The following is a 15,694-nucleotide window of genomic DNA, read 5'->3' on the forward strand; positions in this document are numbered from 1 at the left end:
AATCGTATGTGTTTCACTGTTTAGTTATCAAGGTTGTCTGTCTTGCGACAGCTTTGCTATTTTAACATGTTGTCTTCTGTTTGTCAAGAACTTTTTTAATAAGTTTTTTCAAACTTTTTCAACATTTGTTCTTTTCAACAGCTTTTCAAGTTTATCATAACCTTTTTGCTTTGTCAAGAACTTTTTTACTTTCTTTTCTCAAGAAAGAACGGAGAAGGAGGGATTTGAACCCTCGCGCCGCTATTAACGACCTACTCCCTTTCCAGGGGAGCCCCTTCGGCCAGCTTGGGTACTTCTCCAAATTGCCCTAGATTCGTCGTTTCACAGAAACGACTTTCTTCACACTCTCGTGTCTTTATTTAGTTCTCTTCGTTTTCACCGAAGAACCTTGTGCATTATATCGCACTTTTCATTTGTTTGTCAAGTACTTTTTTCAAAACTTTTTAAGTGACTTGGCAAGCGGAGAGAGTGGGATTCGAACCCACGCGCCCTTGCGGACAAACGGTTTTCAAGACCGCCTCGTTATGACCACTTCGATATCTCTCCATATGTTGTTGACTGCGTTCGTTGTGTTCTCACCGCCGACGCAAGTGATATTCTAGCATCAATACCCGCATCTGTCAACAACTTTTTTACATTTTTTTCAATTTTTATTTTTATCTTCCCAGGTTTCCCATAAAACCCGCTAAAATACGGCATTTTTCAATCACAAAACATTCTTTAATGTTTCAAAAATGCTTCCGCGATATCAAGATCCTCCGGTGTTGTGATCTTAATATTCTGATAAGATCCCTCTGCCAGAGCAACCTTTGCCCCTGTCTCCTGCTCTACTACCATGGCATCATCTGTAATTTTGCTCATATCTTTCTGACGAATGCTGTCATGAGCCTCACGTATCAGTGAATACGAAAAAATCTGCGGGGTCTGAATTGTCCACACACACTTTCTGTTTGGAGTTTCTTTTACATATCCCTCTTCATCAGAAAGTTTGACTGTATCTTTAGAAGGCATACCAATCACACATGCACCTGTTTCCTTCACTTTCTGCAGACCACGTTTAAGAATTTCTTCTGTCACAAAAGGTCTTGCACCGTCATGGATCAATACATATTCACAGTCTCTGCATTCACAAAGACCTGCATAGACAGAATCATAGCGTTCTTTTCCTCCCGGGATTACTGCCGATACCTTTGTAAATCCATATTTTTGCACGATTTCTTCTTTACAGTAGGAGATAGATTCCTCTCCTGTCACAAGAATAATATCCTGAATCAGCGGACTTTCCTGAAAACAGCGCAGGGAATAATACAGAACCGGGTATCCCTGTATCTCCAGGAACTGCTTCTGTACTTTACTGTGCATTCTTTTTCCCTGCCCTGCTGCCAGAACAATGGCCGTATTTCTTTCTGACATCTCAACGCTCTCCCAGTTTAAGATTCGGCACAGCATTCAGATCCCAGCCATGACGTGTACCTTTAATATATTCATAATAAGCAGCTACTCCAATCATTGCTGCATTGTCTGTACAGAAGATCGGTGACGGCCGATAAAAACTGTAATTATTTTTCTTACATGCTTCTTCCATTGCCGCTCTTAACGTTCCATTCGAAGCCACTCCGCCTGCAATTGCAATCTTAGTCATCCCATAATCTTTGGCTGCAAGCATTGTATGCTCCACCAGCACATCAACTACCGCTTTCTGGAAAGATGCTGCCAGATCTGCTCTGTTTATCTCTTCTCCGGTCATCTGCGCATGATTAATATAATTCAACACTGCTGATTTTACACCACTGAAGCTGAAATCGTACGGACAATCTCCAATTTTAGCTTTTGGAAACTCAATTGCATTGGGATTTCCCTCTTTAGAGAGCTTGTCTACCTTTGGTCCTCCCGGATATCCCAGTCCGATAGCTCTTGCAACTTTGTCAAAAGCTTCGCCTGCAGCATCATCACGGGTACGTCCCAGGATTTCAAATTCTCCATAATCCTTAACGATCACAAGGTGTGTATGTCCTCCTGACACGATCAGACATAAAAATGGAGGTTCAAGATCCGGATGTTCAATATAATTTGCTGACACATGGCCCTCAATATGGTGGACCCCTACCAGTGGAAGCTTCTTTGCATAAGCAATTGCCTTCGCCTCAGCAACGCCCACAAGAAGTGCACCTACAAGTCCCGGACCATAAGTGACACCAATTGCATCCAGATCATCAAGAGTTACATCTGCATCTGCCAGTGCCTGTTCAATTACCTGGTTAATCTTTTCAATATGTTTACGGGAAGCAATTTCCGGCACTACCCCACCGTATAAAGTATGAAGAGCGATCTGTGAAGAAATCACATTTGACAGAATAGTTCTTCCGTTTTTGACAACAGAAGCTGCAGTCTCATCACAGGAACTCTCAATTGCAAGAATTAATGTATCTTTCATTTTCTGTTCCTCATATATCCGACGGATAAGTCATCCGTTTTACTACTTGTTCATAATCAGTTTCAGTGACATATTATTCCTCAAAATTTAATTCCAGACTCTTTCCGTCTTTTCCCGGATATGCATTTGGAAAAATTTCACGAACTTTATCCATAAACTCATCCGGTCTGACCAGAGACGGACTGTAATGTGTCAGCCACATCTCCTTTACCCGGGCATCACGAGCCAAAACCGCCGCCTCGCGGAAAGTCATATGCTTGTATCCGCGTGCTTTGTCTGCTTTGTCATCTTCTCCGTACATTCCTTCACAGATAAACAGATCCGATTCCTTTGCATTTCGCAGGATAGATTCTGTTGGTCTGGTATCTGTTGTATAAGTAAGCCTGATTCCTTTTCTCGCAGGTCCAAGTACCATCTCCGGTGTATAGGTAATACCGTCTGCTTCGATGGTCTGCCCTTTCTGGAGCGGATTCCAGTATTTCAGTGGAATATCCTGCTCTTTCGCTCTCTCAGCCGAGAATTTTCCCTGGCGGAGAATCTCAAGGGTATAGCCATAACAGAGTACATTATGGTTCACTTTAAAAGCCGTAATACGATAGCCATTTAATTCAATGACCTGCTCCGGCTGTGTAATCTCAATAAATTTAATTTCAAACGGAAGCTCCGGTGCAATGACGCGAAGTGCATTGACTACTCTCTCCAGACCTTTGGGACCTACCAGAGTCAATGGTTCTGTGCGGTCTGCATTTCCCATAGTAAGAAGAAGTCCCGGAAGCCCGCTGATATGATCTCCATGATAATGAGTAAAACAAATCACATCAATAGGTTTAAAGCTCCATCCCTTCTCCTTAATTGCTACCTGAGTACCTTCACCACAGTCAATGAGCAGACTGCTCCCGTTATATCTTGTCATAAGCGCAGTCAACCATCTGCGAGGCAGAGGCATCATTCCACCGGTTCCAACTAAACATACATCTAACATATATTCCCTCTATTTTCCAGCTTCCGGCAATTCCCTTAAAAGGTGTATGGTCCGGCTGCTGATTTTTTCTGCTTTCATTTCTTTTTCATTCGGGATGTCTGGTCATAAGCAGCGCATCCTCCACAGGATCACTGTAATATGCCTTACGTATTCCATCTCCGGTAAATCCCATACGTTCATAGAGACGAATTGCAGTCTCATTTCCCACACGTACTTCCAGATGGATTGTCGTAACCTCCCTCTCTGCTGCAAGGCGGATCAGGCTCTGCATCAGAAAAGCGCCAATTCCTTCTTTTTGTCTGTCCCTGCGCACAGCCACATTGGTAATATCTCCCTCATCCAGAACCATAAGAAGACCGCAGTAACCCAGAATCTTTTCTTTCTCTTCCACCACCAGAAACATGGCATCATCCCTGGTCAGAAAAGTAAAAAAACCTTCTTTTGTCCATGGCACATGAAAAAGATCCTGCTCAATCTCCATTACCTGATCCAGGTCATCCACAAGCATTTCCCGCAGGATCATATTTTTGTACCTGCCGGTTTCTGCTCTTTTTCTCTCTCTGCACGCTCACGCTCTGCCTGGGAAACACGGAGATATTCCGGGATATGTTCCATAGCAGTCTCTGTGCGTCCTTCTTTATAATAAATACTGCCAAGAGCTGCCACTGCCGCTGCTCTCTGTTTATTTACATGAGCCGGTGCAAAAGAATACGGAACCTGCAGTTTCTCTGCGATCAGTTCACGAAATACAGGTACACCGTCTCCCAAAAATGTAACCATCTCTCCTCTCTGATTCAGTTCTTCCAGCAGTTCCTCGATCGGTGCTGCCCACTGTTCTTTCAAAGTCATAAGCTGATGCTCTTCAAATCTGTAAATTCCTGTATATACCTGCTTTCTTCTGGCATCCATGATCGGACAGATCAATCCCTGTGCATCATAAAGATTATATGCCAGTGCATCTACTGTCGGTACTGCTACCAATGGTTTCTTCAGGGCAAGTCCCAGGCCTTTGGCTGTTGCCGAGCCGATACGGAGTCCTGTAAAGGATCCCGGTCCCGCTGCCACTGCAATAGCATCTACGGATTCCAGTTCCAGTTCCGTCATCTTCACAATCTCATCTAACATCGGAAGCAAAGTCTGAGAATGTGTTTTCTTATAATTTACAGTATACTCAGCCAGTAATGTATCATCTTCCACAACTGCTACAGATGCAACAATTCCTGAGCTGTCCAAAGCTAAAATTTTCATTTCTACCTCCTAACTGTTCTCCGGACCAATCACTGTAATCCTTCTATAATCAAAGCCTTTCTCCAGATCTTTCTCTATGGTTACTTTGATCAGCTTTTCCGGAAGGATTTCTTCAATCAGATCAGCCCATTCGATCAGACAGATTCCCTGTCCGAAGAAATAATCGTCATATCCGATTTCTTCCATTTCCTCAATGTCACCGATACGGTAAACATCAAAATGATATAAAGGAAGACGTCCGCTTTCGTATTCCTGAATGATCGTGAATGTCGGGCTGCAGATAGGCTCTGTGATTCCAAGCCCTGCCGCAACCCCCTGGGTAAATACGGTTTTTCCAACTCCAAGATCACCTGTCAGAGTATAAATCTGACCCGGTTTCGCATTCTCTCCGATCTTCTTTCCCACCTCAAATGTTTCCTGTGGTGTTTTTGTCTCTATAATCATCTTTTCCACCTTTTTCTTGCAGAATTGTTCTTTGCATATTATAATAGAGCGAACAGCGAAATACAATACTTTTTGAAAAGGAGACTTGAAACTATGGCAAATCCGATAGTTACAATTACCATGGATAATGGCGATGTGATGAAAGCAGAATTATATCCTGAGATTGCACCGAATACAGTTAATAACTTTATCAGTCTTGTAAAAAAAGGCTTCTATGACGGACTTATTTTCCATCGTGTGATCAACGGTTTCATGATCCAGGGAGGATGCCCGGACGGAACAGGTATGGGCGGTCCGGGATACAGCATTAAGGGTGAATTCACTCAGAACAGATTTAAAAATGATCTGAAACATACTGCAGGTGTTCTTTCCATGGCACGCGCCATGCATCCAAACTCAGCAGGAAGCCAGTTCTTTATCATGCACAAAGATGCTCCGCATCTTGACGGTGCTTATGCTGCATTCGGCAAGATCACTGAAGGAATGGATGTTGTAAACCGTATTGCAGAAGAAGATACCGATTACAGCGACCGTCCGCTTGACGAGCAGAAAATCAAATCCATGACAGTAGAAACTTTCGGTGTTGATTATCCGGAACCGGAGAAATGCTGATTCGCTGACTGTTTATGCCCCATGCAGTTTTCAGGCTGCATGGGGCATATTTTATCAGTCCGTAAATACTTTCACTTCACCGTCAATCACTGAATAGTAAAGATCTTTCTCTTTCTTCATCTTCGCTCTTCCATTTGTTCCCTCGGTGATTGCTTTTTCTACAAATGCAATCTGATCCGCCGGAACCAGCAAATGCAGAACTACCCTGTCAGTGTATTCAGAATCAAGGATCGGTAATTTCTGTTCTCCGGCAATATACTGAATCTTGCCTATCCCGGTATAATCCGTAACTACTTCCATAGAAATTCCGTAGGTTTTCTCAATCACTGTGCTGGCGGCAAGACCTTCCTGCAGACTCCTGGAATATGCTCTGACAAGACCTCCTGTTCCAAGAAGTATCCCTCCAAAATATCTGGTAACTACTGCTGCCACATTATAAATATCTTCCCCCAGGATTACATCCAGCATTGGTCTTCCCGCAGTGCCTGACGGCTCACCATCGTCACTGCATCTGGTATATTCCCTGTTCTTTCCCACCGAATATACATAGCAGTTATGTCTGGCATCCCAATATTTCTTCTTCATTTCCTCTATAAAGGCCAGTGCCTCCTCTTCGGTCTGTACAGGACGCACTGTAGCAATAAATCTGGATTTCTTTTCCACGATCTCGCCTTCCCCGCCCTCGTAAACTGTCTTATATTTCTCAAGCATGTCTCATACTCCTCTTTCCGTTCTCTTATTGACTCAGTGTACCATGAATTACAAAAATGTGCCAGCACAGTGTATACTAATCCTGTAAAAAAACACAATAACCATTAAAAAGATCCAAAAGCAATTGTGAATTTTTATTTTTCTGCTTTATTTACTTATTCTTATTTGATATAATAGAACGGATTATAAAGGAGGTTTAACATGAACTACGGTAAAAAGTCGACTGCAAAGAAACGGACGGCACTGATTTCCCGTTCTTCCATGATGGGAAAGCGCGCCAGAGTTTCTTTCATCAGAGTCCTGTTCGTATCACTGATAGCACTCTGCATCGCAGTAACCTGTCTGGGTGTGGGGTCATTCAGGGGTGTAATTGATACTGCTCCTGATGTTGATGATATTGATATTATGCCACTGGGCTATGCAACCTTTCTCTACGATGATGCAGGGAATCAGATCCGTAAACTGGCTGCTCCGGATTCCAACCGACTGCCTGTCACTCTCGATCAGATACCTGTTGATCTGCAGCATGCAGTTGTCGCAATTGAGGATGAACGTTTCTATGAACATAACGGTATTGACGTAAAAGGTATTCTTCGTGCCGGAATGAAAGCTCTCACTACCGGAGATTTCTCAGAAGGTGCCAGTACGATCACACAGCAGCTTCTTAAGAATAACGTATTTACCAACTGGACCAGTGAATCTACTCAGCTGGAAAGATTTACGCGAAAAATCCAGGAACAGTACCTTGCTGTCCAGGTTGAGAAAAAAACTGATAAAGACACCATTCTTGAGAATTACCTGAACACAATTAACCTGGGTGCCGGTTCCTACGGTGTACAGGCTGCCGCACGACAGTATTTTGACAAGGATGTATGGGATCTGAATCTTTCTGAATGTGTAACTCTGGCAGGTATCACACAGAACCCGACGAAATTTAACCCGATCATCAATCCTGACAGCAACAGGAAGAGACGCAAGGAAGTTCTCCAGCATATGCTGGATCAGAACTATATTACTCAGGATCAGTATGATGAAGCTCTTGCAGATGATGTTTATTCCCGTATCCAGGCCGCTCAGGAAAAGAACTCCAGCACTGAGAATACTGTTTACACATATTTTGAAGATGAACTGACAGATCAGATCATCAACGACCTGATGAATATCAAAGGTTACACCAAAAAACAGGCAACCAATCTTCTCTACAGCGGCGGACTTAAAGTATATACAACACAGGATTCCAAGATCCAGAATATCCTGGATGAGGAATATGCAGATCCTTCCAATTATCCGGACACTGTCCAGTATGAACTTGACTATGCCCTGACGGTTACCGATCCTGATGGAAATCAGGTAAACTACAGTAAGGAAATGCTGCAGCTTTATTTTCAGAATGAGGATCCCGATTTCGATCTTCTGTTCGATTCCCCGGAAGATGGACAGACTTATGTAGACAAATATAAGGCAAGCATACTCGCCAACGGAAGTAAAGTTCTTGCAGAGCGTGTCAATTTCGCACCTCAGCCACAGTCTTCCATGAGTGTGATCGACCAGCATACCGGCTATGTAAAAGCTCTGATCGGTGGTCGTGGAGAGAAAACAGCAAGTCTTACACTGAACCGGGCAACGGACACTACCAGACAGCCTGGTTCTACCTTTAAGATCGTGTCCACTTATGCACCTGCTTTAAATGAAAAAGGCATGACTCTTGCAACAACATTTGAAGACGAACCTTATGAATATCCGGATGGTTCCCCTGTAAACAACGCAACCCGTTCTTACAACGGAACAACCACGATCCGTACTGCGATCCAGAATTCCATTAACGTTGTAGCCGTCAAGTGTCTGGAAAAAGTAACTCCTGATCTTGGATTGAAATATCTGGACAACTTTGGTTTTACAACCCTTGCTCATGGAACAGAGGCTGACAAAGATGCCAATGGTAATGTATGGAGCGATGCAAACCTTGCCACTGCGCTTGGCGGCATCACCCGCGGTGTCACAAATGTTGAACTGTGTGCATCCTATGCAGCCATCGCAAACGGTGGAAACTACATCAAACCGATTTATTATACAAAAATCCTGGATCACAATGGAAACGTCCTGATCGAGAATACTGCTGCCGAACGTTCCGTAATCAAAGAAAGTACTGCTTTTCTTCTCACCAGTGCAATGGAGGATGTTGTAAAACAGGGTACAGGTACAGCCTGCCAGCTTGACAATATGCCTGTTGCCGGAAAAACAGGTACAACCGAAGCCTATAACGACTTGTGGTTTGTGGGTTATACACCATATTATACATGCGCAGTATGGTCCGGTTATGACAACAATGAGAAATTACCTGATTATGCGCGTAACTTCCACAAAGCTTTATGGAAAAAGGTTATGACTCGTATCCATGAGGGACTTCCTTCCAAAGAATTCGAGAAGCCTGCAAGTGTAGAAAAGTTAAGTGTCTGCGAGGAAACCGGACTTCTTCCAAGAGCCGGCTGTCCGGTGATCACTGAATACTTTGACGTAGGTACCATGCCTACTGAATACTGTGACCAGCATTTCTATGACAGTGATGATTATGACTATAATTATGATACAGATTCCTCTGATCAGACTGACAACACCACTGACACTGATAACAGCGGAAACTCCGACAATGGAGATACCGACAACAGTGGTGACAGTAACAATACTGATGACAACGGTAACAGCGGTGACGATGGTACTGATAATACCGGCGGAAGCGATGACAACGGTGACGGTAACGAGGATGATTCCTCTTATCAGGTCGACTATTATTAATACAAAAATACCGGTACAGGAGCACCTCCGAATGATGTTCCTGTACTGCAAAAAATCCACAGTCCTGTCAACTCAGGACTGTGGATTTTTTATATATTTTCAAAATTGATTCTCAGATATTATACTTCTTTAATAACCATACGCGCAGATCCGTAAATACCTGCATCATTTCCGAGAGTTGCAAGAATGATCGGTGTTTTCTTGCATGCTGTAAAAGCATATTTCTCATAGTATTTCTGAATACAGTCAATCAATGGCTGTCCGGCTTTGGAAACACCACCGCCGATAACGATGGCTTCCGGATCTGTCACACATGCAAACATAGCAAGTGTTCCGCCAAGCATTTCTCCTACCTGTGCCATAACATCGCAGGCTACTTTGTCGCCCTCTTTAAAAGCATCCAGAACATTCTTTGCTGAAAGTTTTGTAAATTTGCGAAGAACAGTCTGCTCATCTGTAGCAGCCAGAGTTCTCTGTGCCACGCGAACGATACCTGTTGCAGACGCATACTGCTCCAGACATCCACAGTTACCACAGTTGCAGGCTTCTTTTTCTTCATGGTTAACTGCTGCATGACCGATCTCTCCGCCTGCACCATGAGCACCGCCAACGATCTTTCCATCAACGATGATTCCACCTCCAACGCCTGTTCCAAGAGTTACAAGAATGACATTCTTAGCTCCTGCTGCTGCGCCTTTCCATGCTTCGCCAAGTGCTGCTACATTGGCATCGTTTCCTGCTTTGGACGGAAGTCCTGTCAGTTCTGTCAGTTCCTTAGTAACTTCTTTAAAGCCCCAGAAAAGGTTTACCGCACATGGCACTTCCCCTCTCTCATTAACAGGTCCCGGTACCCCGATTCCCACACCGTCGATTTCTTCTTTATCCAGCTTACGCTCTGCGATCTTGTCAAGGATTGTCTTTGCAATATCCGGCAGGATTGCTTCTCCACTGTTCTCCTTACGTGTAGGAATTTCCCATTTCTCAACTAAGACTCCGTCTGTCTGAAAGAGTCCACATTTTACAGATGTACCACCAACGTCAATTCCAAAACAATACTTTCCCATAATATCTGATATCCTCCAAATTACTTTAAGTTATTTTTCTTCACGTTTCTTTGCAAGGTTTGCCTGAACACGTTTGTACAGCTCTTCCGCTGCATTGTATCCCATCTTCTTCTGTCTGTGGTTAACTGCCGCAGATTCAACGATAATAGCCAGATTACGTCCCGGACGGATAGGCAGAGAATGGCATACAATCTTATTTCCAAGATACTCTGTATATTCCTCATGCAGGCCGAGACGGTCATATTCTTTGTCTCTGTCCCACTCTTCCAGTTTGATAACCAGATCCACAGACTGTGTATCCTTAACGCTCTCAACACCAAACAGAGTTTTGACATCGATAATACCAATACCACGAAGCTCAATGAAATGTCTTGTGATATCCGGTGCCGAACCCACCAGCGTCACATCACTGACTTTACGAAGTTCTACAACATCATCACTGACAAGACGATGTCCTCGTTTGATCAGTTCCAGCGCAGCCTCACTCTTGCCAATTCCGCTCTCACCTGTGATCAGGACACCTTCACCATATACATCCACAAGCACACCATGGATGGAAATACATGGTGCAAGCTGTACACCTAACCAGCGGATAATTTCAGCCATAAAGCTGGAAGTTGTACGCTCTGTCACGAAAGTCGGAACATTATATTTAACTGCCAGATCGATCATATCCTGTGATGGTCTTGTCATTGTACTGAAAATTACACAGGGAATCTTGCTAGAAATAAATCTTTCATATTTAAATTTCCGTTCCTCATCACTGAGCTGCATCAGATAAGTATACTCTACATATCCGATGATCTGTACCCGTTCATTTGCAAAATGCTCCAGATATCCTGTCAGCTGCAATGCCGGTCTGTTGATCTCCGCTGTCTTGATCACAATCTCAGACAGATCAATTTCAGGAGTCAGGTTGTGAAGTCCCAGTTCCTGAACTAATTTTGTCAACTGTACACCCTTCATTTATTTCTCCTTTTCAGTTCAAAATCTGAAAGCCCGGTCTGTCCGCTATCTCAAAACCTGCTCATACAGACATAACTCATTTATAGCTGTCGTCCGAAACTTTCATAGTAAATTTCACGTCTTTTTTATTATATCACATCACTATATACAACTTCAATTACAAAAAGCGAGAGTCTTTGGGTAATATGTAGAAGAACCCAGAAATATTTTTACATATTTTATATTTTTTTCTCACCAGTGTGCCGACAAGTTGATTCTTGAAACAATCAACTTGTCGGTACACTAGCTCCATGAAAAAATTCATAGACTTTCTGTGCACTTCCTGCATTCATGCTTTCTGTCTCCGCAAGTTCTTTCAATGATGCATCTCTGATATTCTCAACAGACTTAAATTTCCGCATCAATGCTTTCCGCCTGGTTTCACCGATACCAGGGATATCATCCAACAGGGAATGCACCTGTTCTTTACTTCTCAGAGATCGGTGAAATTCAATGGCAAAACGGTGCGCCTCATCCTGGATTCTGGTGATCAGGCGGAAGCCTTCACTGTCTGTATCAATGGGAATTTCAAGATTATTGTAATACAGTCCTCTGGTTCTGTGATGGTCATCCTTGACCATACCACAGACAGGAATCTCTATTCCCAGAATTTCCAGGACTTTTAACGCAATATTCACCTGCCCTCTTCCACCATCCATCAGGATCAGATCCGGCATAATAGAAAAGCTGTCAAACTCATCTTTTCCCTCATGAGTAAATCGTCTGGTAAGTACTTCTTCCATACTTGCATAGTCGTTCGGTCCCTGCACCCACTTTATCTTAAATTTGCGGTAATCACTGCGCTTTGGCTTTCCTTTCTCATAGACAACCATGGAACCTACAGATTCAAAACCACTGATATTGGAAATATCATAAGCCTCCATACGCCTGATTCCCGACAGTCCAAGCCACTCTTCCACTTCATGAACTGCTCCGATGGTTCTTCCTTCTTCACGTTTGATACGCTCTCTGTCTTTATCCAGAACCATTTTTGCATTCTCTTCTGCCAGCTCTACCAGCTTCTCTTTCGTACCTTTCTTCGGTACCCTGATATAGACTCGCTGCTTTCTTCGATCTGTAAGCCATTCCTCTATGATCTTGGCATCTTCGATTTCTTTTTGCAGCATGATCTCACGTGGGATAAACGGAGTTCCGGCATAAAATTGCTTCATAAAGCTGGATAATACCTGAGCCTTTGTATCGCCACGCGCCACACGCAGATAGAAATGCTCCCGCCCGATCAGTTTGCCTCCCCGGACAAAGAATACCTGTACAACAGCATCCTGCTCCCGCAGATCAAGGCTTTCATCCATGGCAACTGCGATGATATCCTTATCTTCCTCTCCGTAACCTGTAATTTTCTGGCGTTCTCCAATCTTCTGGATACTGCGGATCAGATCCCGGTATTCCATGGCATCCTCGAAACGCATTTCTTCGGAAGCTGCCATCATTTTGTCGGTAAGCATATCAATCGTATCCTTAAAGTCTCCATTGAGAAATTTCAGCAGTTCTGCGATATTTTTCTTATATTCTTCTGAACTCACATAGCCCTGGCATGGCGCACTGCATTGTTTCATGTGATAGTACAGACATGGACGGTCCTTCCCACAATCTCTTGGCAGTACCCGATTACAGGATCGCACCTTATAAAGTTTTCGCACAAGCTCGATCACATCTTTTACAGCCCCGGCACTTGTATATGGTCCGAAATATTTCGCCTTGTCTTTCTTCATTCTTCTGGCAAAAAGGACTCTGGGATATTCCTCATTTACTGTGACTTTGATAAACGGATAACTCTTATCATCTTTGAGCATGGTATTATATTTCGGTCTGTGCTCCTTGATCAGATTACACTCAAGCACAAGGGCTTCCAGTTCCGAATCTGTGATAATATACTCAAATCTGGTGATATGGGTAACCATCTGTTCAATCTTTGCGCCCTTATTTCTGCTGCTCTGGAAATATTGACGCACCCTGTTTTTCAGACTGACGGCTTTTCCAACATAGATGATCTCGTCCTTCTCCCCATGCATAATATAAACCCCCGGCTTACCCGGAAGTTTTTTCAGTTCTTCTTCTATCTGAAACATAAACTCTCCTCTATACAAAAAATCCTGCCCTGAACGCTTTTCGTATCCATGAGATATTACAGCGTAATTTCCTGTGATACGAAAACAGAGCCGGAAATTATTTCATTTCCGACTCTGTTATTGTATCACTGAATCTCTGGCTTATCCAGCGTTACTGTATTCTGTTTTTCCTCTGGAATTACCAGATCATCCAGATTTTCCGGAATCTCGATTCCACGCTCTGCCGCATGGAAAATCTTCATAAATTCCTTACCTGTAATGGTTTCCCTGCGGATCAGGTAAGCAGCAATCTTATCAAGTGCTTCTCTGTGGCTGCCGATCAGTCTCTTGGCTTCCTCATAAGAATTATGGAGAAGTACCATTACCTCATGGTCAACCTCTGTGGCAGTGTCATCGCCACAGTTTAACACTGTTCTTCCGCTGAGATACTGATTCTCCTGTGTAGCCAGACCCATAAGTCCGAACTTGTCGGACATACCGTACTGTGTGATCATGGCTCTTGCCACCTTGGTAGCCTGCTCAATATCATTGGCTGCCCCGGTTGTGACAGTATCAAATACCAGTTCCTCTGCTGCGCGTCCGCCAAGATATCCCACAAGCATTGCTTCCAGTTCCTTCTTTGTATTGAGATATTTCTCCTCCTCGGGTACCTGCATTACATAACCAAGTGCCCCCATTGTTCTCGGCACAATAGTAATCTTCTGTACAGGCTCTGCATCTTTCTGCAGGGCGCTTACCAGTGCATGTCCTACCTCATGATAGGATACGATCCTGCGCTCCTGTGCACTGAGGATCCTGTCCTTCTTCTCTTTACCTACCAGAACTACTTCAACAGCTTCGAGAAGATCTTTCTGGGATACTGCACTGCGTCCACTCTTAACAGCAAGGATAGCAGCCTCGTTGATCATATTAGCCAGATCCGAACCCACTGCCCCGGAAGTTGCAAGTGCAATGTTCTCAAAATCAACAGTCTCATCCAGATATACATTTCTTGCATGAACCTTCAGGATCTCGATTCTTCCCTTCAGATCCGGTCTGTCCACAATGACACGTCTGTCAAAACGTCCCGGACGAAGAAGTGCCGGATCAAGAACCTCCGGACGGTTAGTAGCAGCCAGGATCAGAAGTCCCTTTGAAGTGTCAAATCCGTCCATTTCCGCAAGAAGCTGGTTCAGGGTCTGCTCGCGCTCATCATTGCCGCCGCCATAATGAGAATCTCGGCTCTTTCCGATTGCATCAATCTCATCAATAAAAATGATACATGGTGCATTCTTCTTTGCTTCCTCAAAGAGATCGCGGACACGTGATGCACCCACACCTACAAACATCTCCACAAACTCAGAACCTGACAGAGAGAAAAACGGCACATGTGCCTCTCCTGCTACTGCCTTTGCCAGAAGTGTTTTACCGGTTCCCGGAGGTCCTACAAGCAAAGCTCCTTTCGGCAGCTTCGCTCCGATGGTGGTATACTTGCCGGGATTATGCAGGAAATCCACCACCTCCTGCAGTGATTCCTTGGCCTCATCCTGCCCTGCCACATCCCTGAAAGTAATTCCTGTATCTTTCTGAATGTAGGCTTTGGCGCGGCTCTTTCCAACGCCCATCATTCCACCGCCCTTATTCATGCGGCGCATAAATACCGTCAGAAGTACAAAGAGCAGAATCGTTGGCAGAAGTACACTGACCAGCATAGAAATAATTTCCCCTGCTGCATCCGGCTTCTTATACTCAAACTTGATTCCTGTTCCCTCAAGTCTCTCCGTCAGCTTATCTACTGACTCCATCTGATTGGCATAATAAACTTCTTCTGAAAATCCTGATGACTGATGTTTCGGCGTGATCGTCAGTGTATTTGACTGAAGCGTAACCTCTTTCACATCTCCATCATCTACCATCTCAATAAATTTATCATAAGTGATCTCACTCGAATTATCCTTGAGCATATTGGTAAACATGGCGAAACATACCAGAGTTACCAGGAGGCATACCAGAAAGGCCAGTATCGACTGATGATTCTTGTTCGGGTCCTGTCTGCCCGGACCTTTATTATTATCAGGACGATTGCCATTCGGATTGTTATCCATATGATTATCCATTTCATTCCTCCTAAACGTTATCGTTCTTATTATAAAGAGAATTCGGGTATAAATCAACTGCGAGATTGTGAAAATTGTGTCCGGTTGTGCATATCTTTCTATAAACCCTATAAAATTTATATGAAGTTTTACAAATTCACCTGTTACAAATGGCTTTATTTGTAGTATACTATTGACAAACTGATTACTGCTCACTTCGTTCCCGCTAATGCACT

Annotated in this window: 13 protein-coding genes and 2 tRNA genes; 2 read left to right on the forward strand and 13 right to left on the reverse strand. The window is 43.7% G+C overall.

The window, feature by feature from the left end; all coding sequences use genetic code 11:
- Positions 1 to 209: 209 nt before the first annotated feature.
- From LJE11_RS14700 to tsaE, 8 genes are all read right to left on the reverse strand, one after another.
- Positions 210 to 299, reverse strand: a tRNA-Ser gene (locus tag LJE11_RS14700).
- 161 nt (positions 300 to 460) lie between these two features.
- A tRNA-Ser gene (locus tag LJE11_RS14705) sits at positions 461 to 546 on the reverse strand.
- Between the two features lie 174 nt (positions 547 to 720).
- Positions 721 to 1,413, reverse strand: a complete 693-nt coding sequence (gene ispD, locus LJE11_RS14710) for a 2-C-methyl-D-erythritol 4-phosphate cytidylyltransferase (RefSeq protein WP_008705875.1) — start codon at positions 1,411 to 1,413, stop codon at positions 721 to 723.
- 1 nt (position 1,414) lies between these two features.
- Complete coding sequence (gene tsaD, locus LJE11_RS14715) at positions 1,415 to 2,434, reverse strand: tRNA (adenosine(37)-N6)-threonylcarbamoyltransferase complex transferase subunit TsaD (RefSeq protein ID WP_008705876.1); 1,020 nt, start codon at positions 2,432 to 2,434, stop codon at positions 1,415 to 1,417.
- A 73-nt stretch (positions 2,435 to 2,507) separates the two neighbouring features.
- Positions 2,508 to 3,416 carry a ribonuclease Z gene (locus LJE11_RS14720; RefSeq protein WP_008705877.1) on the reverse strand — a complete coding sequence of 303 codons (909 nt, stop codon included), beginning with the start codon at positions 3,414 to 3,416 and terminating at the stop codon, positions 2,508 to 2,510.
- Positions 3,417 to 3,501: 85 nt separating this feature from the next.
- Positions 3,502 to 3,939 carry a ribosomal protein S18-alanine N-acetyltransferase gene (gene rimI / locus LJE11_RS14725; RefSeq protein ID WP_008705878.1) on the reverse strand — a complete coding sequence of 146 codons (438 nt, stop codon included), beginning with the start codon at positions 3,937 to 3,939 and terminating at the stop codon, positions 3,502 to 3,504.
- Complete coding sequence (gene tsaB, locus LJE11_RS14730) at positions 3,936 to 4,664, reverse strand: tRNA (adenosine(37)-N6)-threonylcarbamoyltransferase complex dimerization subunit type 1 TsaB (protein WP_008705879.1); 729 nt, start codon at positions 4,662 to 4,664, stop codon at positions 3,936 to 3,938. Before tsaB ends, rimI begins: the two co-directional genes overlap by 4 nt.
- 9 nt (positions 4,665 to 4,673) lie before the next feature.
- Positions 4,674 to 5,108, reverse strand: a complete 435-nt coding sequence (gene tsaE, locus LJE11_RS14735; RefSeq protein ID WP_008705880.1) for a tRNA (adenosine(37)-N6)-threonylcarbamoyltransferase complex ATPase subunit type 1 TsaE — start codon at positions 5,106 to 5,108, stop codon at positions 4,674 to 4,676.
- A 93-nt stretch (positions 5,109 to 5,201) separates the two neighbouring features.
- Between tsaE and LJE11_RS14740 the strand changes: the two genes are divergently transcribed.
- The gene (locus tag LJE11_RS14740; RefSeq protein ID WP_020993454.1) at positions 5,202 to 5,720 is read left to right on the forward strand and encodes a peptidylprolyl isomerase; all 519 of its coding nucleotides are present in this window, start codon (positions 5,202 to 5,204) and stop codon (positions 5,718 to 5,720) included.
- 54 nt (positions 5,721 to 5,774) lie between these two features.
- Here the strand turns inward: LJE11_RS14740 and LJE11_RS14745 are convergent, their stop codons facing one another.
- Entirely contained in the window at positions 5,775 to 6,431 is a 657-nt protein-coding gene (locus LJE11_RS14745; RefSeq protein ID WP_008705884.1) for a YigZ family protein, read from the reverse strand.
- A gap of 201 nt (positions 6,432 to 6,632) precedes the next feature.
- Here LJE11_RS14745 and LJE11_RS14750 point away from each other — a divergent pair, with 201 nt between their 5' ends.
- Positions 6,633 to 9,224 (forward strand): transglycosylase domain-containing protein, encoded by a 2,592-nt coding sequence (locus LJE11_RS14750; RefSeq protein WP_008705886.1) that lies wholly within the window; start codon positions 6,633 to 6,635, stop codon positions 9,222 to 9,224.
- 119 nt (positions 9,225 to 9,343) lie between these two features.
- Here LJE11_RS14750 and LJE11_RS14755 read toward each other — a convergent pair whose 3' ends face one another.
- From LJE11_RS14755 to ftsH, 4 genes are all read right to left on the reverse strand, one after another.
- Positions 9,344 to 10,288: an ROK family glucokinase gene (locus LJE11_RS14755; protein ID WP_008705887.1), complete on the reverse strand. Its 945-nt coding sequence runs from the start codon at positions 10,286 to 10,288 to the stop codon at positions 9,344 to 9,346.
- 30 nt (positions 10,289 to 10,318) lie between these two features.
- Positions 10,319 to 11,254, reverse strand: coding sequence for an HPr(Ser) kinase/phosphatase (gene hprK, locus LJE11_RS14760; RefSeq protein ID WP_008705888.1), 936 nt, complete (start codon positions 11,252 to 11,254; stop codon positions 10,319 to 10,321).
- A gap of 266 nt (positions 11,255 to 11,520) precedes the next feature.
- Entirely contained in the window at positions 11,521 to 13,383 is a 1,863-nt protein-coding gene (gene uvrC, locus LJE11_RS14765) for an excinuclease ABC subunit UvrC (RefSeq protein ID WP_008705890.1), read from the reverse strand.
- 125 nt (positions 13,384 to 13,508) lie between these two features.
- Positions 13,509 to 15,479 carry an ATP-dependent zinc metalloprotease FtsH gene (ftsH, locus tag LJE11_RS14770; RefSeq protein ID WP_008705891.1) on the reverse strand — a complete coding sequence of 657 codons (1,971 nt, stop codon included), beginning with the start codon at positions 15,477 to 15,479 and terminating at the stop codon, positions 13,509 to 13,511.
- Positions 15,480 to 15,694 lie beyond the last annotated feature (215 nt).

It is taken from the genome of Blautia sp. DFI.1.216 (assembly GCF_020594215.1).
GTDB lineage: Bacteria > Bacillota > Clostridia > Lachnospirales > Lachnospiraceae > Blautia_A > Blautia_A wexlerae.